Annotated in this window: 18 protein-coding genes; 13 read left to right on the top strand and 5 right to left on the bottom strand. The window is 67.3% G+C overall.

What is annotated here, in order from left to right:
* Positions 1-94: 94 nt before the first annotated feature.
* The 7 genes from AC07Z7_RS15345 to AC07Z7_RS15315 all read left to right on the top strand — a co-directional run bounded on the left by AC07Z7_RS15345 (position 95) and on the right by AC07Z7_RS15315 (position 7610).
* Positions 95-619: a transcriptional regulator gene (locus tag AC07Z7_RS15345; protein ID WP_494766767.1), complete on the top strand. Its 525-nt coding sequence runs from the start codon at positions 95-97 to the stop codon at positions 617-619.
* 398 nt (positions 620-1017) lie between these two features.
* Entirely contained in the window at positions 1018-1677 is a 660-nt protein-coding gene (locus AC07Z7_RS15340; RefSeq protein WP_494766766.1) for a response regulator, read from the top strand.
* The gene (locus AC07Z7_RS15335; RefSeq protein ID WP_494766765.1) at positions 1674-3026 is read left to right on the top strand and encodes a sensor histidine kinase; all 1353 of its coding nucleotides are present in this window, start codon (positions 1674-1676) and stop codon (positions 3024-3026) included. Before AC07Z7_RS15340 ends, AC07Z7_RS15335 begins: the two co-directional genes overlap by 4 nt.
* Positions 3027-3146: 120 nt before the next feature.
* Complete coding sequence (locus AC07Z7_RS15330) at positions 3147-4340, top strand: serine hydrolase domain-containing protein (protein ID WP_494766764.1); 1194 nt, start codon at positions 3147-3149, stop codon at positions 4338-4340.
* 19 nt (positions 4341-4359) lie between these two features.
* A complete protein-coding gene (locus tag AC07Z7_RS15325; protein WP_494766763.1) occupies positions 4360-5064 on the top strand; it encodes a YkgJ family cysteine cluster protein in 705 nt (234 codons plus the stop codon).
* A 171-nt stretch (positions 5065-5235) separates the two neighbouring features.
* Positions 5236-6315 carry a methyltransferase gene (locus AC07Z7_RS15320; protein ID WP_494766762.1) on the top strand — a complete coding sequence of 360 codons (1080 nt, stop codon included), beginning with the start codon at positions 5236-5238 and terminating at the stop codon, positions 6313-6315.
* Positions 6312-7610 carry a glycosyltransferase gene (locus AC07Z7_RS15315; protein ID WP_494766761.1) on the top strand — a complete coding sequence of 433 codons (1299 nt, stop codon included), beginning with the start codon at positions 6312-6314 and terminating at the stop codon, positions 7608-7610. Before AC07Z7_RS15320 ends, AC07Z7_RS15315 begins: the two co-directional genes overlap by 4 nt.
* Positions 7611-7622: 12 nt before the next feature.
* Here the strand turns inward: AC07Z7_RS15315 and AC07Z7_RS15310 are convergent, their stop codons facing one another.
* Complete coding sequence (locus AC07Z7_RS15310) at positions 7623-8195, bottom strand: Lcl C-terminal domain-containing protein (RefSeq protein WP_494766760.1); 573 nt, start codon at positions 8193-8195, stop codon at positions 7623-7625.
* A 282-nt stretch (positions 8196-8477) separates the two neighbouring features.
* Between AC07Z7_RS15310 and AC07Z7_RS15305 the strand changes: the two genes are divergently transcribed.
* Positions 8478-9251 carry a GNAT family N-acetyltransferase gene (locus AC07Z7_RS15305; RefSeq protein ID WP_494766759.1) on the top strand — a complete coding sequence of 258 codons (774 nt, stop codon included), beginning with the start codon at positions 8478-8480 and terminating at the stop codon, positions 9249-9251.
* A gap of 168 nt (positions 9252-9419) precedes the next feature.
* Here AC07Z7_RS15305 and AC07Z7_RS15300 read toward each other — a convergent pair whose 3' ends face one another.
* On the bottom strand, positions 9420-10085 hold the full coding sequence (locus AC07Z7_RS15300; protein ID WP_055397552.1) for a methionine ABC transporter permease: 666 nt from the start codon (positions 10083-10085) through the stop codon (positions 9420-9422).
* Positions 10086-10099: 14 nt separating this feature from the next.
* The gene (locus AC07Z7_RS15295; RefSeq protein ID WP_494766758.1) at positions 10100-11155 is read right to left on the bottom strand and encodes a methionine ABC transporter ATP-binding protein; all 1056 of its coding nucleotides are present in this window, start codon (positions 11153-11155) and stop codon (positions 10100-10102) included.
* 295 nt (positions 11156-11450) lie between these two features.
* Between AC07Z7_RS15295 and AC07Z7_RS15290 the strand changes: the two genes are divergently transcribed.
* From AC07Z7_RS15290 to arsB, 4 genes are all read left to right on the top strand, one after another.
* Complete coding sequence (locus tag AC07Z7_RS15290) at positions 11451-11777, top strand: ArsR/SmtB family transcription factor (protein WP_063463005.1); 327 nt, start codon at positions 11451-11453, stop codon at positions 11775-11777.
* Between the two features lie 51 nt (positions 11778-11828).
* Positions 11829-12344: an ArsI/CadI family heavy metal resistance metalloenzyme gene (locus AC07Z7_RS15285; protein WP_094290567.1), complete on the top strand. Its 516-nt coding sequence runs from the start codon at positions 11829-11831 to the stop codon at positions 12342-12344.
* Between the two features lie 13 nt (positions 12345-12357).
* Positions 12358-12870 carry an arsenate reductase ArsC gene (locus tag AC07Z7_RS15280; RefSeq protein WP_094290566.1) on the top strand — a complete coding sequence of 171 codons (513 nt, stop codon included), beginning with the start codon at positions 12358-12360 and terminating at the stop codon, positions 12868-12870.
* Positions 12871-13113: 243 nt separating this feature from the next.
* The gene (arsB, locus tag AC07Z7_RS15275; RefSeq protein WP_494766792.1) at positions 13114-14136 is read left to right on the top strand and encodes an ACR3 family arsenite efflux transporter; all 1023 of its coding nucleotides are present in this window, start codon (positions 13114-13116) and stop codon (positions 14134-14136) included.
* Between the two features lie 18 nt (positions 14137-14154).
* Here the strand turns inward: arsB and AC07Z7_RS15270 are convergent, their stop codons facing one another.
* Complete coding sequence (locus AC07Z7_RS15270) at positions 14155-15351, bottom strand: MFS transporter (RefSeq protein WP_494766757.1); 1197 nt, start codon at positions 15349-15351, stop codon at positions 14155-14157.
* Positions 15352-15607: 256 nt separating this feature from the next.
* Between AC07Z7_RS15270 and AC07Z7_RS15265 the strand changes: the two genes are divergently transcribed.
* The gene (locus AC07Z7_RS15265) at positions 15608-16207 is read left to right on the top strand and encodes a putative pterin-binding protein (protein WP_494766756.1); all 600 of its coding nucleotides are present in this window, start codon (positions 15608-15610) and stop codon (positions 16205-16207) included.
* A gap of 111 nt (positions 16208-16318) precedes the next feature.
* Here AC07Z7_RS15265 and AC07Z7_RS15260 read toward each other — a convergent pair.
* A partial coding sequence (locus tag AC07Z7_RS15260; RefSeq protein ID WP_494766755.1) for an MFS transporter occupies positions 16319-17387 on the bottom strand: 1069 nt, incomplete at its 5' end.

Here is a 17387-nt window from a genome sequence, read left to right as displayed (position 1 = left end):
TCGTCGAATGGACCCACAACGGCGGCCAGCGTGGTCGCTATTCTTCAATGCTGAGTGCGCCGTTGCCGCACTTTCACGACCGACGTTGGGCGTCATGAACCATAAGCACAGCACCGAGCCGGAAGTTGAACGACTCGGCAAGTTTCTAGCCACCTTCAATAGAGAGAGTGACCGGGGAGCAGCACTCGTTGCTGCGTCTATGCTTGATGAGCGCCTCCAAGAAATTCTGAGTGCGTTCTTTATCGAGTCACCGGCTGCTAAAGATCTAGTTGGTGGGTTCAATGCGCCGCTAGGAACGTTTTCCTCCCGCGCGTCAGCTGCAGCAGCTCTTGGCTTAATTCAGGAGAATGAGTTCAAGGAAATCACGCTCATTCGGAAGATCAGAAACGAGTTTGGGCATGGCTGGGAACCTCTAACCTTTGAATCGGCGGAGGTCGCCGCACATGCGCGGAAACTCCCGTGGCTTGGTCCCAAAGAATACGAAGCCACATCCGACAATCGAGCTCGCTTCAATGCGGCTGTAGCCATCCTCCTCACAGATCTCATGTGGCGAGTCCGGCTTGTCTCTTCAGAGAGGCGAAAAGCGAAGGTTTGGCCAAACAAGTCGAGAGGCGTGTGAGATAGCGCCCAACTCTTCCATCGAGAGGACGTCACAAGCGCTAAGCCCTTGGGCCGCCTCTCATGTCAAACGTTGACACCGAGCTCCTTCCCCCGAAGCCGCCACCACAAAATCCAAAACCGTCTTGACCCACCACAACGTCCGGTGCCGCTGCACATGAACCGAACGAATATCCGCGTCCGAGCCGTTCTACCGCACCAATAACGGCCCCATCCAACCCGACGGCAGACATTCCCGCACACCCTACTCAGCGCGCCGCGACTCCCAAGGGCCAGCCCCAAGCCCACAACGGGCCCATGAGAAAATCCGCCCCCTTCGCCGCTCCCTCCCTCCTCCATGCAACTCACATTCAGCCACGTCGATGTCCTGGTCCTGAATCTGGAGGAGGCCTGAGACCCATGCACATCCTGTTGATCGAAGACGACCTGGACCTGGGGGCTTCGCTGGTGCGGGCGCTGCAGCAGGACGGGTTCACCGTGCAATGGCTGCGCCGCGCCCACGATGCGCCCCTGCAGCTGGACGACCCGGGCTGCAGCGCCGTGCTGCTGGACCTGGGCCTGCCCGATGGCAGCGGCATGGAGCTGCTGCGCCGCTGGCGCCGTGCCCAGGCAGCCACGCCGGTGCTGGTGATCACGGCCCGCAGCGCGTTGCAAAACCGCCTGGGCGGGCTGGATGCGGGCGCCGACGACTACCTGGTCAAGCCCTTCGACATCCCCGAGCTGCTGGCGCGGTTGCGGGCCGTGTTGCGGCGCACGGCCGCGCAGTCGGGCGAGCAGTGGCAGTTTGGTGCCCTGAGCGTGTGGCCCCGCAAGTGCCAGGCCCAGCTGGGCGGGCAGCCGCTGGAGCTGACGCCGCGCGAGTTCCAGCTTTTGCTGGCGCTGGCCCAGGGCGGTGGCGATGTGGTGCCCAAGCGCACGCTGGCCCAGCGGCTAGAGCCTTTGGGCGACCCGATGGACACGGCAGCGCTGCAGGTGCACATCAGCAACCTGCGGCGCAAGATTGGCGCCGAGCGCGTGGGCACCCTGCGGGGCGTGGGCTACTGGCTGGAGTCGGTGTGAAAAAAACCCTGGGCCTGCGGCTGGTGGCGGCGTTGCTGCTGGCGTTTGCGCTGATCAGCGTGCTGGTCATCGCGATGAACTACTGGAACGCCAGGACGCAGCTGGACAAACAATCCACTGCTGCGCCTCTGGCTTCGGTGCTGATCAAGTCGCTGGATGCGCTGGGCGATGCCGAAGATGCCACGGCCGTGCTGCAGGCGTTCATCGCAGAGCTGAACCGCGTCCGGCAAGAGGTGGTCCCGGGCGGCGGCAACGTTTCCGTCCGGCTGGAACGCCATGGCGGTGGCACCGTGTACGAAAGTGGCCGCGACCTGCGCAACCAGACTGCCCCCACCGGGCTGAGCCGCCTGGATATCGATGGCCATCCCCATGTGGTCTACAGCGCGCAAGGGAAGCGCTGGAACCTGCTGGTGCTGGAACCCCTGCTCACCGACCTGGAGCTGCTGGAGTGGCTGCTGGGCGAGGTGGGGATGTCGCTGCTGATCGCCCTGCCCGTGCTGCTGCTCACGCTGTGGCTGGCTGTGCGCAGCGGCTTGCGGCCCTTGCGCCAGTTCTCGCAGCACATTGAGGCGCTGGACACGCGGCGCGACCTGCAGCCGCTGGGTGCGGACCTGCGCTATGCCGAGCTGCAACCTCTGGGCCGCGCCTTTGATGCCTTGCTGGCCCGCCTGCGCGAGCACCTGGCGCTGGAGCGCGCTTTTGTGCACGACGCCGCCCACGGCCTGCGCACGCCATTGGCGGCTTTGTCTGCCCAGGCGCATGTGCTGCTGGGCAGCCAGGGCGAAGCCAGCCGCGCCGCAGCCGCCCAGGCGCTGCAGCAAGGCCTGCAACGCACGGCCCACCTGGGCCAGCAGCTGCTGGACCTGTCGGCACTCGACCCCACCCGCAGCGGCGATGCGCAGGACATTGATATGTGCGAACTGGCGGCAGGCGTGCTGCTGGACGCCCATGCCGATGCAAAGCGCCGCAGCGTCACCCTCGCCCTGGAAGGCCCGGAGTCGCTGGCCTGGCATGGCGAGCCGCTGCCGCTGCAGTCCATCCTGCAGAACCTGGTGGACAACGCGCTGCGCTATGGCGCCACACGGGTGGAGCTGTCGATAGAGCAGCACCAGGGTGGCATCCGGCTGGCGGTGCGCGACAACGGGCCGGGCATTGCCCCGGCGCTGCACACGCAGGTGTTCGAGCGCTTCTGGCGCGGCACAGGCCACGACGAGCCCGGCACCGGCCTGGGCCTGGCCATCGTCGCCCAGGCAGCCGAGCGCCTGCATGCGCGCCTGTGGCTGGACAAGGGGCTGGATGGACGGGGCGTGGGTTTTGTGCTGGACCTGGGTGGCGTGCAGCCGGACTGAGAAGGTGTGAGCTGGGCTGGGAAGGTGCGCAAGGGGCCGCCCCTGCGCGTTTCTTTAGGGAATCTTTAGGGCACCGTTTTCAGAATCGGCGGCTTCTTCTGATTCTGAAAAAGCCCAGGCATGTCCTCCTTCGCAGCCCCGCACCTCACCCGCCGCCGCGCCCTTGCTTCGGCGCTGGCCCTCACCTCCCTCACCCTGCTGGGCGCCTGTGGCGGCGGCGAAGGCGACGAACTACGCGACCCCCGGCTGTTGCTGGAAAACCAGGCCCTGCGCGAACGCGCCCAGGCCGCCGTGGACGTGGGCCTGGTGGGCGCCGTGTTTGGCAGCCAGCACGACAGCGCTGACAAGCTCTACCTGGGTGCGGCCGGGCAGGCCCGCCTGAAGGGCGATGCCATGACGGGCAACGAATCCTTCCAGCTCGCATCCCTGTCCAAAGCCATGACCGCCGCCCTGGTGGCCCACTGGGTGGAGCAGGGCAAGCTGCGCTGGGACAGCCGCCCCGCCGACCTGCTGCCCGAAGCCGCTGCAAAGCAGCACCCGGCCTACGCCAACGCCACCCTGGCACAGCTGCTGGACCACCGCAGCGGCCTGCCCACCTTCAATGACGCAGCCGATCTCGAACAGCTTGCCGACTTTGTGGCCGCCCTGCCACTCCCCCACCCCGCCACCGATGCAGCGCGGCGCCGCGTGCTGTCAGGCTGGCTGCTGTCGCTGACGCCGGTGGTCGGCGCCGGGGAGTTTGCATATTCCAACGCGGGCTACACCGTGGCCGGGGCCATGCTGGAGGCCGCCACGGGGCAAGACTTCGAGACCCTGATGCGGCAATGGGCCCAGCCACGCGGCCTGCAGCCGCAATGGCAGCCCCCTGCCAACGCAGCGCAGGGCTACGAGGGGCCAGCCCCGGGCAAGCTGCAACCCGCCACCGGGTTCGGGCCCGAGGTGCAGCCCTGGGTGGATGCGGCCAAGCCGTCGGGGGATGTGTGGATGACTCCCGCAGGCTATGGCCGGTGGCTGGCAGAACACCAGCGCGCTTTTCAGGGGCGCAGCCATGGGTTGCCTGCGGCCTACGTGCAGCGGCTGCGCGCCCTGCGCAGCGGCGACTACGCACTGGGCTGGGAGGGCTCCTGGCTCCACGGCCAGGGCGCCATCGTGCACAGCGGGGACAACATGGGATTTATGGGCCTGACGGTGTTGGCACAAGACGGCCGCAGCGCCTACTTCGCGCTCAGCAACACGCGCAGCGTGGTGCCCGGCAGCTCCAGCTGGGTGCTGGACGCGCTGAACCAGGGGTTGGTGCGCCTTCTGAACCGCTGACCTACCACTCTGCGCCGCGATGCACCACCAACCAAAACGTACCAACGGGATCCAGACCCACCACATGGTCCAGGAAGCCCCGGTCGATGCGGGCGACTTTGCCGACTGGCTGGCCCAGACCCTGCGCGGGCTGCACACGGGCGCCCCGGCCCCTGTGCCGTGTGGCGACTGCAGGGGGTGCTGCAGCTCGGGGTATTTCATCCCCCTGACACCGGCAGACACCGCCGCCGCCATGGCCATCCCAGCGCCGCTGCTGAGCCCGGCCCCCGGCATGCCACCGGGCTACCAGGTGCTGGGCCGCACGGCCCAGGGCGCCTGCCCCATGCTGGAGCACAACAACTGCGGCATCTACCCGGCGAGGCCCCAGGCCTGCCGCGCCTACGACTGCCGCGTGTTCGCCGCTGCGGGCATGGCGGCAGGCACCGACAGCTTCTCGCGCATCAATGCCAGGGTGCGCGCCTGGCGCTTCTCGTATGGCAGCCACCACGCGCAGGCCGCCCACCAGGCCGTGCAGGCGGCAGCCCGATTCATGCAGGAGAAGGCCTCGGCCTTCCCCGGCGGCCGTGTGCCCCGGCGGCCTGATGAACTGGCTCTTCTGGCCCTCAAGGTGCACCCGGTGTTTCTGCGCACAGACCTGCCCACCCTGGCCGACAGCGCCATCGCGGCGGCCGTCATTGCCCGCAGCAGAGACTTCGATGCCGGCCTTGGCGCAAGCGATGCATGAATCGCCGCGTGCTGGCCGCTGGCATCTCCACCGGCCGCATCGCTGCCCACCTTCACACCACCTCTTCAGGAGACCCGCGTGACAACCGCTAGGCTAGCCACATCCACACCACCACTGTCCCGCCTTGGGCTACGCAAGCCAGCACGCGCGGCGCGGCTATTTGCCACTGTATTGCGCGCCATCCAAGGCCTGCAGCTGTGGGCGTCGCGGCTGACACCGCCCCCGTTTCGGCTCGTCCAGATCGGTTCGGCCTATTGGCAATCCAGGGCCTTGGGCGTGGTCACCGAGCTGGACGTTGCAAGCCAGTTGGGCGACGACACCTTGCCAATCGGTGTGCTGGCCCAGCGCTGCAACGTGGTGCCCGACGGGCTGCAGCGCGTTCTGCGCCTGCTGGCTGCGCTGGGCGTGTTTGAAGAAGCTCAACCAGGACACTGGCGCAACAACCGGGGCTCGGCACCACTGCGGGCTGACCGGCCAGGCAGTGTCCGTGACCTGGTGCTGCTGCACCAGCGTCCGGAGATGCGCGCGCCATGGAACGACACCCTGACCAGTGCACTCCGGCTTGGCCGCCCGGCCTTCGAGGTTTCGCACGGCCAGCCCCTTTTCGAGCACATGGCGACGGACCCCGCCCTGGAAGAAGCCTTTGCAAAAGCCATGGCCCAGGTCGAGGGGCTGACTGGCACCCCGTGGGTGGACGCCATCGACTGGCGCGCCTTCCACCGTCTGCTGGATGTGGGCGGCAGCGCGGGCGACAAGGCGCTGACCCTGCTTGCGCGCCATGCCCACCTGCATGCGCTTGTGATCGACCGGCCAGCCACCGTAGCGGCAGCACGCTTCCTGCGAGCCAGCGAAACCGATCCCCAGCGAAGCGCGGCGCGTGCCAGGCTCAGCTTTCATGCCGCGGATGTCCGCCAGGATGCACTGCCGCCCGCCAGCAGCGCCAAAGACGTGTTCTGGCTCAGCGCCTTGCTCCATGGGATGTCGGACGCCGATGCGCTGCTGGTCCTCCAGCGGGTTGCACGTGCTGCTGCCCCGGTGGGTGCCACCGTGCTCGTCATGGAAGCCGTGCGCAACGAAGAGATCGCCGACCTGGCCGTGTCTGGCATGGACCTGCAGATGGCCGTTTGCACCGAAGGGCGCGAACGCAGCCTGCGCGAGTGGCAAGGCCTGTTCGCCCAAGCCCGACTGCAGTTGCGCGAACGGGTGCCCTTGCCCATGCTGGCAGAAATCATGGTGTTGACCCCTTTATGAAGCGCATCCTCATCACCGCCATGGGCAGCCATGGCGATGTCCTTCCCTTCATTTTCATGGCGGCTGAGTTCCGCCGCCGGGGGTTTGAAGTTTTCGTCTACGCCAACCCTTTCTTCGCAGACTCTGCAGCGTCCTGCGGGGCGGTGTTCCGGCCGATCGGAACGGTGGCGGACTATGAAAGCCTCTTTGCCCAGGCCCCCGACAGTAACCCGCCCAAAGCCATGGCTGCTGTGGCCGGATACATGGCCCGCCAGACTCCTGCCTGCTACAGCGCCATGTATGGCGATGTCAGGCAGGGGCGCACGCTGGCCATCGGCGGGTCCCTCTTTTTCGCGCACAGGCTGGTGGCCGAAAGCCTGGGCTTGCCCTGCGCCACCGTACACCTGGCACCTGCGGCCATCCGCTCCACCGTCGCCCCTGCACGCATCGGCCCTGGTGGGGCCTGGCTGCGCGAAAAAAGCCCGTTCTGGCTCCGGCAATTGTTCTGGTGGCTGGCGGACCGGGCGCATACCGACCGCTACTTCCTTGCGCCGCTGAACAGCATGCGCACCCAACTGGGCCTGGCACCGCTGCCGGAGCTGTTCAGCCCCTGGCTGCGGCAGGTTGACGCTGAGGTGGCCCTGTTTCCGGCGTGGTTCTCTGGCGCACCGGCAGATTGGCCAGCACAACTGCAACACTGCGACTTCCCATTCGACGACCCCGCTTGCGCGGCAGAGTTGCCAGACGACCTGCGCGACTTTCTGGCCGCTGGCACTGCACCGGTCGGATTCACCGCTGGCACGGCAACGGCCAATGCGCGGGAGTTCTTCGCACGCTCTGCCAGCGCCTGCGAGCAAGGGGGCTTGCGCGGCCTGCTGCTCACCCACTTTGCGCAGCAGGTGCCTGACAAGCTGCCTCCGGGTGTGCTGCACGTGGGCTATGCGCCATATGCGCGGCTGCTTCCGCGCCTGGCCGCGCTGGTGCACCATGGCGGCATCGGCACCACAGCCCAGGCGCTTCGCGCGGGCATCCCCCAGGTTGTGCGGCCCACCGCCTACGATCAGTTCGACAATGCCCAGCGCTTGGTCGCCCTGAACGTGGCCCGCGAGATCCTGCCCCGACGCTACACAGAAAACCATATCTGCAACACCCTGGCCGAGCTGATGCACGACACCACCGTGCGGGCGCACTGCCACGCGATCGCAGAGCAAATGCGCCCGGCGGCGGCCACCAACGCAGGCATTGCAAGCGCTTGCGAAGCCGTGCTGAGCGGCTGCGGCTGGCCACCCGGGACGGTGGCAGATCCCGTCGGCTAACGGCGCACAGCGTCAAGGCATCGGCCGCACCAGCCGCACGGGCAGCTTGCTGGCCCGTGCCGCATCGCCCCGCGCCTCGCTGGTGGACAGGTTCACGGCCCAGCCGTTGATCATCGCGGCCTGGCGCCCACCATCACCCGCGCGGCTTTGCGCGATGTTGCCGTAGGTGTACTGGTTGACGCTGGGCGCGCTCACGTTGCTGGTGGATGACCAGTGCCATTGGCCTGGTGCGGCGGGGAACAGGATGGGGTTCAGGCCCGGGGGCGAGAGCGATTTGTCCACCAGCCGCTGCAGCTCGGCCGCACGCGGAATGCGCCAGCCCACGCCTTCGGCCTTCCAGCGCTCGGCGGCCAGGGCCGTGGCTTCGGCGCGGTCCAGCAGCAGGGGCTTGCCGGTGCAGTTTTTTCCGGTCCATTGCATGCCTTCCACGCAGCGCGGCCAGGCCAGGCCCGCGCGGTGGTCCAGCACGTAGGCGCCGTCGGCCGACAGCGACCAGTCTTGCGTGGCGGTGGAATCTCCAGCCCACACAGGCAGGGCGGCGAAGGCGCCCACCAGCAAGGCAGAAAGTAGCGGGAGTGGTTTCATGGTCAAAAAAGCGGGCCAGGGAAAGGCGGTTGAAGACGGCAGGATTGGCAAGCTGGACAGCGACACCCTAACCACAGAACCAGACTAGCGCCACCCTGCAAATCAAACTACCTGCCTGCGCTGTTACCCGGTTTGGCGCCGCCCCAGCCCTGCACACCCGCGCAGATGGCCGAGCAGATCGCCAGCGACACCACGCGCTTCGCCAAGCTGGTCGCCGACCACAAGATCACGACCGGTTGATTGAGCGTGATCTGGCGGGAGCGGGTTGGTATAACCCCAGCCATGACGCCCACCACCATCGAGCCCACCGTCCCCGCAGCCCTGATCCGCGCCCTCGAAGAGCGCGCTTTCAACGCCTGGCCCGCGCGCCAGACGGTGTTCCACCGGGGCTGGGTGTTCCGGCTGTCGGGCGGCTACACCAAGCGCGCCAACTCGGTCAACGCGCTGCTGCCCGGCGCGCCGTTTGACGGGGTGCGCGAGGCGGCCACCACGCTATATGCGCGGCACGGGCTGCCCGCCGTGTTCCGCATCTCGCCCCTGGCCCCGGCCGAGGCCGACCAGGAGCTGGCCGAGGCGGGTTACCAGCACTTCGACCCCTCACTGGTGTTGCACCGGCCGCTGGCCCTGGGTTCGGTCGGCAAGCCCGATGGCAGCACCCATATCAGCACCACGCCCAGTGCCGCCTGGCTGGAGGGCTTTGCCGCCGCCAACGGCGTGCCAACACACCACCGCGCGCTGCACAACAGCATGCTGGACCACATCGCCCACCCTGCCGCATTTGCACTGCAGCACGACACACAAGGCCAGCCCGTGGGCTTTGGGTTGGCGGTGCTGGAGCGCGGCGCCGTGGGCCTGTACGACCTGGCCGTGGCGCCCGAGCACCGGGGCGGCGGGCGCGGGCGCGCGCTGGTCACCGCCCTACTGCACTGGGCCGCCGAGGCCGGGGCGGCCAGCGCCTATTTGCAGGTGCGCGCGCAGAACACGCCAGCGCTGGGGCTGTACCAGTCGATGGGGTTCAAGACGGCGTATGGCTACCACTACCGGGTGCCGAGCTGAAGGGGTTTTTAAGGCTCGCTCTCCCCTTGCGGGAGAGGGAGTGAAGGCAGGGCCAGCTGTGGATGCGGAGACGGGGGCCAGAATTTATAGAAAAATGGCCGTCTGCGCGCGTCCATCAACCCCTCACAGCTATCAAATAAATAGCAAAAGAAGCAACCAATCCACCACTCACCGGTGGCTCAGCCTGCGCACCGCCCAGTCCCCCAGGCTCTGCACGGCCTGCACAAAGAAGATCAGCACCAGCACCACGGCCAGCATGATCTCGGGCAGAAAGCGCTGGTAGCCGTAGCGGATGCCCAGGTCACCCAAACCACCGCCGCCAATGGCACCGGCCATGGCCGAGTAGCCGGTCAGGCTCACAAACGTGATGGTCAGGCCCGCCACGATGCCGGGCAGCGCCTCGGGCAGCAGCACCTTCCACACGATCTGGCTGGTGGTGGCTCCCATGGCCTGGGCGGCTTCGACCAGGCCGTGGTCCACCTCGCGCAAGGCGGCTTCGACCAGGCGGGCCACAAACGGTGCGGCAGCAATCGTCAAGGGGACCACCGCAGCAGCCGTGCCAATCGACGAGCCCGTGATGAAGCGCGTGAACGGGATGATGGCCACCAGCAGGATGATGAAAGGCGTGGAGCGCACGGCGTTCACCAGCCAGCCCACGAGCTTGTTGACGGGCCCGTTCTGCAACACGCCGCCGTGGTCCGTGAGGCGCAGGAACACGCCCAGCGGCACGCCGATGAGGCCACCCACGATGCCGGAGATGCCCACCATGATGAGCGTCTCCCACAACGAGGAGGCAAAGAGGTCCAGCATGGCCGGAGTGAAATGGTCGAACATGGCTTATGGCTCCCTCAGATTTCAATCGTGACTTCTTGCACCGCCACGCCGCCCGCGCGCAGGTGCTCCACCGCGCCGCGCACCTGCATGGGCTCGCCGCTGGCGTACACGGCCAGCGAGCCGAAGGTCTCGTCCTGGATCTCGTCCACCTGGCCGTGCAGGATGCTCATGTCCACACCAAACTCGCGGATCAGCTGCGACAGGATGGGCTGGTAGGCGCTGTCGCCCGAGTACGACAGCCGCAGCAGCCGCCCCGCGTGGCCGGGCGCCGTGGTGGCCAGCTGGCGGGTGAGCTTGCGCACATGGTCGAGCACGCTCACGGGCAGCTCTTGCGGCAGGATCTCGTCGATCAGGCTCTTGGTGATGGCCTGCTGCGGGCGCGTGAACACGTCCAGCACACGACCCTGCTCCACGATGCGGCCCGCCTCGATCACGGCCACGCGGTCGGCCACCTGCTTGATGACCTGCATCTGGTGGGTGATGAGCACCACGGTGAGGCCCAGCTCGCGGTTGACCTGGCGCAGCAGGTCGAGGATGGAGCGGGTCGTCTCCGGGTCCAGCGCCGAGGTGGCTTCGTCGGAGAGCAACACCTTGGGGCGGCTCGCCAGCGCGCGCGCAATGCCCACGCGCTGCTTTTGCCCGCCACTGATCTGCGCCGGGTAGCGGTCGGCCAGGTGGGCCAGGCCCACCAGCTCCAGCAGCGGGCTCACGCGCTCGCGGATCGCGGCCTTGTCCATGCCCGCCAGTTCCAGCGGCAGCGCGGCGTTGTCGAACACGGTGCGCGACGACAGCAGGTTGAAGTGCTGGAAGACCATGCCAATCTCGCGCCGGGCCTCGCGCAGTTGCGCGTCGTTCAGCTGGGTCAGGTCACGCCCGCCCACGATGACCTGGCCCGTGGTGGGCCGGTTGAGCAGGTTGATGACGCGCACCAGCGAGCTTTTGCCCGCGCCGCTCTTGCCGATGATGCCGAACACTTCGCCCGGCTGGATGGTGAGGTCGATGCCACGCAGGGCTTCGACGGGGCCTTGTGGGCCCTGGTAGGTTTGGGTGATACCCCGTAAATCGATCATGGAAAGCAGTGCGCGGCAGCGGCCTCACGGTGAGTGGCCGCTGCCGCGCGGGTCTGGAAAAGGATGGGCGACTGTATCGGCGAATCGTAAGTTCACAAACGATTAAAAAATCGGGTGATTAGATCGCCGAGTTATGAAGACCGTGGTACACAGACTTCAGTAACTATGAAATTCATAGCTATCAGGGCAACACCATAGCGCTCAGGCTGCCATTTTTCCTTGAATTTTCCTGACGACTCCAGAAACTTCTCCAGGCCACACTTCCATATTTCAACTTTTGTTGTATTATCGAATCATGCAAGAAACCGACGTCATCCGATCCCTCGCCGCCCTCGCCCAGGAAGTGCGCCTGCGGGTGTTCCGCGCCCTGGTGGTGGCGGGCCAGGAAGGGCTCACGCCCGGCGGGCTGTCTGAGCAGCTGGGCATTGCGCCCAACACGCTGTCGTTCCACCTCAAGGAGCTGACCCACGCGGGTCTGGTGAGCCAGGAGCGCCAGGGCCGCAACCTGATCTACCGCGCCTCGTTTGCCACCATGAACGACCTGCTGGCCTACCTGACCGAGAACTGCTGCCAGGGCGCCGCCTGCCTGACCGACGAGGCCACCGCCGCCTGCAAGTGCTGATCGCCCCCCAACAACTTCCACCCCACGACCCACAGCCGAAAGGAAACCACCATGAAGCGATTCCACGTCCACATGCATGTCGATGACCTCGCCAAGAGCATCGCGTTCTACTCCCGGCTGTTCGCGGCCGAGCCTGCGCGCGTCGAGACCGACTACGCCAAGTGGATGCTCGAAGACCCGCGCGTGAACTTCGCCATCTCCACCCGGGGCGACAAGCCCGGCGTGGACCACCTGGGCTTTCAGGTGGATGAGGCCGACGAGCTGGCCGAGCTCAAGGCTCGCGCCCAGGGCGCGGACATGGCCCTGCTCGACGAAGGCGCCACCACCTGCTGCTACGCCCGCAGCGACAAGCACTGGATCACCGACCCGCAGGGCGTGGCCTGGGAACACTTCCACACGCTGGGCAACATCCCCGTGTTCAACGAAGCCGCTGCGCAGCAGCCAGCCAAGACCACGCAGCAGCCAGCCCAGGCCGCGTGCTGCCCCACGGGCGCGCCATCGGCCCCCGCACCTGGGCAGGCCGCCTGCTGCGGCCCCACCGCCAACAACCCCAACAAGTGCTGCTGAGCCTGGAGCCACGATGAACGCCACCCCACAACGTCCTCCTTTGAACGTGCTCTTTTTGTGCACGCACAACTCCGCCCGCAGCATCCTGGCAGAGGCTCTGCTCAACGCCATGGGCCAAGGCCGCTTCAAGGCTTACTCGGCGGGCAGCAGCCCGCGCGACAACCAGCAGCCCCACCCGCTGGGCCTGCAGGCGCTGGCCCACGCGGGCATCCCCACCGAAGGGCTGCGCAGCAAAAGCTGGGACGAATTCGCCGCCCCCGGCGCGCCGCACATGGACCTGATCATTACCGTGTGCGACAACGCAGCGGGCGAGGTCTGCCCCTTCTGGCCCGGCCATCCGGCCACGGCGCACTGGGGTTATGCCGACCCGTCAGCGGGCGATGGCTCGGACGCCGACAAGGCTGAAGCCTTCCGCAAGACCCTGCACGCCATCAAGCAGCGCCTGGAGCTCTTGGTGAACCTGCCCGACGACAAGCTGGCCGCCACCGCGCTGCAAGCCACGGCTCGCAACCTGCCCGAGCAATAAGATGAAACACCCCCTGAGTCGCTTCGCGCCTTCACCCCTCTCTCGCTGCGCGGGAGGGGGACGCACCCGGTGGCCTGGCAAAGCCAGTTCCACGGGTGCACTGGTTTGGGCCGCGCCAGTTTCATGCATCGCGGGTGGCGCGCAGCGCAATGGATCACTGAAGGGATCACTGAAATGACCCTGCCACCAAGCCATTCGCAACGCGCTGCTGCCAGCGCGTTGCCCCCCTCCCCCGCCGCTGGCATGGCGGTGTTCGAGCGCTACCTCACTGTCTGGGTGCTGCTATGCATCGTGGTGGGCATTGCGCTGGGCCAGTGGCTGCCCGGTGCGGCGCGCGCCGTGGGCGCGCTGGAGGTGGCCCGTGTCAACCTGCCGGTGGGCCTGCTCATCTGGGTGATGATCATCCCCATGCTGCTGAAGGTGGACTTTGGTGCGCTGGCCGAGGTGCGCCAGCATGTGCGCGGCATTGGCGTGACGCTGTTCGTCAACTGGCTGGTCAAGCCGTTTTCGATGGCGCTGCTGGGCTGGCTGTTCATCCGCCACTGGTTTGCGCCGTACCTGCCGGCCGACCAGATCGACAGCTACATCGCCGGGCTCATTTTGCTGGCCGCCGCGCCCTGCACGGCCATGGTGTTTGTGTGGAGCCGCCTCACCGGGGGCGACCCGCTGTTCACGCTGTCGCAGGTGGCCCTCAACGACAGCATCATGATCGTGGCGTTTGCGCCGCTGGTGGCCTTTTTGCTCGGCCTGTCGGCCATCACCGTGCCGTGGGACACCCTGCTCACCTCGGTGGTGCTCTACATCCTGATCCCCGTGATGATCGCCCAGTGGCTGCGCAAGCGCCTGCTGCGCAAAGGCCAAGCCGCCTTCGACGCCGCCGTGGCGCGCACCGGCCCCTGGTCCATCGCCGCGCTGCTGGCCACGCTGGTGCTGCTGTTCGCCTTCCAGGGCGAAGCCATCCTGCAGCAGCCGCTGGTGATCGCCCTGCTGGCCGTGCCCATCCTGATCCAGGTGCTGTTCAACTCCGCCCTGGCCTATGGCCTGAACCGAGCCGTGGGCGAAAAGCACAGCATTGCCTGCCCCTCGGCGCTGATCGGTGCATCCAACTTCTTCGAGCTGGCCGTGGCCACGGCGATCAGCCTGTTTGGCTTTCACTCCGGCGCGGCGCTGGCCACGGTGGTGGGCGTGCTGATCGAGGTGCCGGTGATGCTGGCGGTGGTGGCCGTGGTCAACCGCAGCAAGGGCTGGTACGAGGCGCGGGGCTGACAACCACTGGCGGGGTGGTCACGCGCCTGCCACCGCCCCACGCGCCTGCACCCGGCGCGAGATCAGAAGCCCCAGCACAAACACCCCCACCGCCGCCACCGTGAACACTGGCGGCAACCAGCCCCGGTCCACACTGAATGCCACCAGCAGCACACCCGTGGACTGGCCCAGGAACAGCAGGCACGCAAACAGCGTGACCGCCGTGCCCCGCGCCTCGGGCGCCATCTGGGTGGCCTGCACCTGCAGCGTGTTGTGCAGCATGTAAAAGCCGATGCCCGCCAAGAAGCAGCCCAGCATGGCCCAACCCACCGCAGGCGCCCAGGCCAGCGACAGCAGGCCGATGGCAATGAAGCTGGCCCCCAGCACGGCCAGCCCCCGCTCGCCCAGCGCCGCCAGCCAGCGCCGCGCAAACACGCTGTAGATCAGCCCGCCCACGCCATACAGCACCATCACGCCACCCGCCGCAGAGGCCGACAGGCCAAACCCATCGACCATGCGCGCGGGCACAAAGGCCAGCGTGCCAAATGCCAGCGCGCCTTCAATCGCCACCACCGTCAGCACCCAGCGCACACGCGGAATGCGCAGCAGCGCCGCCGTGCCCGCGACGTAATTGGCCAGCGAAAACGCCGGTGCACCCGGCACCACCACCGTGCGCAACGCCCCAATGGCACGCGCGTGCCGCAACAGCAGCGTGGCCGCCGTAAAGAACAGCACGGCCAGCACACCCAGCGCCGCACGCCAGCCCAGCGTTTCGGTGGCAAAGCCGCCAAACCACTGGCCCGCCATCATCCCGGTCACCGTGGCCACCATCAGCCGCGCCAGGGTCTCTTGCCGCTGCTCGTAGGCCACCTCATCGCCAATCCACGCCATCGACAGCGGAATGATCCCGGCCGCCGCCGCCCCCATGGCAGCCCGCGCCACCACCAGCACCGAAAAGCTGGGCGCCAGCGCCGTCATGGCGCTGAACACCGCACAGGCCGCCGTGGCGCCAATGATCACGCGCACCTTGCCCACCCGGTCGCCCAGCGGGCCATACACCAGCTGCAGCACACCATAGGCCACGGCAAACGCGGCAATCACGGCCGAGGCGTCGCCTGTGGTGATCTGGTATTCCACAGACAGTGCCACCAGCATCGGATCGCACACGCGCATGGACGCCATGCTGCAAAAGGCCGCCAGGCTGATCAGCCGCAGCATCGTCGAAGAAGAAGTCATGGGCGCCGATTGTGGTGCGCCACGCGCCTGCGCGCTGGCGGGGTGGGCCATGCACCCTGGGGGTTGAAGGCCACAGGGCTCGCGCGCCACAGGGCACATGAATAAGGCACATACCGCACCTGCTGCACACGCACACAGGTACTGACACTTTTTTGGGTGGCAAGCGCCAGTCCTGCGCTTACCATGCGCCCCGGATTGATGCGCACCATCCATCGATCAATCGACCAGGCAAACAACACACGAGGAGAAACCGAGCATGAACAAAAGAAACTTTGTGGCTGCCAGCGTCGGCCTGGCAGGCCTGTGGACCGCTGCCACCACCAGCAGCCACGCCGCCCCACCCGCCAAAGCATCCACCAGCCCCGCCCTGCTCACCATCAGCGGCGCCATCACCCAGCCCAACCGGGGCGCGCTCGATGCCACCATCGACCAGATGATGGGCAAACACGGCATCCAGTTCGACAAAGCCCACGCGCTGGACGCCGCCGCCCTGCAGCGCATGCCCGCCATCACCATCAAGCCCACGCTGGAATACGACAGCAAGCCCCACACCCTCAAAGGCCCCTTGCTCACCACCGTGCTGGCCGCTGCCGGTGTGGCCGCTGGCAGCTCCGTGCAGCTGGTGCTGCGCGCGGTGGACGGCTACAACGTCACCATCAGCATGGCCGACGTGCAGGCCTACCGCATGATCGTCGCCACCCACATCGACGGCCAGCCCATGGCCCTGGGCGGCCTGGGCCCGCAGTGGGCGGTGTACGACGCCGATGTGCTGCCCGCCTTCAAGGACAAGCCGGTGAAGGAACGCTTTGGCCTGTGCCCCTGGGGGCTGTATCACATTGAGGTGAAGAAGGCCTGAGGCCACCGGCAAGGTAGCCCAGCAAAAAAGAAAGAGCGGCCCCCGGGACGCTCTTTTTTTGATAGCTACTAGCGCTTACCCATCAGGCGGTAGAGCCCTTTTTTATTCAAATCATCCTGCCCGCCGCGCCACCCGCACCCCCAGGGCCGCCAGTGACGACACGGTGGCCAGCCCCACCACCCCCAGCCAGCCCCACTGCGCCAGCACCAAAGCGCCCAGCGCTGCCCCGGCCGACATGCCGATGAACATGCCTGTGAACAGCAGCGCATTGAGCCGGCTGCGCGCCGCAGGGTCGATGCCGTACACGATGGTCTGGTGCGCCACCAGCGTGGCCTGCACGCCAAAGTCAAAGCCAATCGCGCTGACCACAATCAACCCCAACTGGGCCTGAGCAGGCAGCAGCGGTGCCAGCGCCATCACCGCAAACGACACGGCGGCCAGCCCGGCGCCGTAGCGCGTCACCACCTCGGGCCCGCGCTTGTCGGCCAGGCGCCCGGCCAGCGGTGCAGCCAGTGCACCTGCCGCCCCAGCCAGGCCAAACGCGCCCGCCGCCGCCGTGCCCAGGTTGAACTGGCTGTGCAGCATCACCGCCAGCGTGGACCAGAACGCGCTGAAGCCCACGGCCAGCAGCCCCTGCGCCCAGGCCGCACGGCGCAGCGCCGCGTGCTGGCGCCACAGTGCCACCATGGAGCCGATCAACGCGCCATAGCCCAGCTGCGCGGTGGGAGCAAAGCGCGGCAGCCCGCGCCACACGGCCACCGTCAGCAGCGCAATGGCCACCGCCGCCGCCACATACACCGTGCGCCAGCCCCACTGCTGCGCCACAAAGCCGCTGACCACGCGCGACAGCAAAATGCCCAGCAGCAGCCCCGTCATCACCGTGCCCACCATGCGCCCGCGCTGCGCGGCCGGGGCCAGCGTGGCGGCAGCGGGCACCACGTCTTGCGCCACCGTGGCCGCCAGGCCCACAGCCAGGCTGGCCGCCAGCAGCGCGCCCATGCCCGGGGCCAGGCCGCTCAGCAGCAGGGCCAGCATCAGCGCGATGGACTTGATGACGATGATGCGGCGCCGGTCGAACCGGTCGCCCAGCGGCGCCAGTAGCAAGATGCCCAGCGCATACCCCAGCTGCGTGAGCGTGGGCACCAGCCCCACCACGCGGCTGTCGGCCTGCATGTCGGGC

Source organism: Acidovorax sp. GW101-11A03 (assembly GCF_059424825.1).
This window is presented reverse-complemented; position numbering and strand designations above follow the sequence as displayed.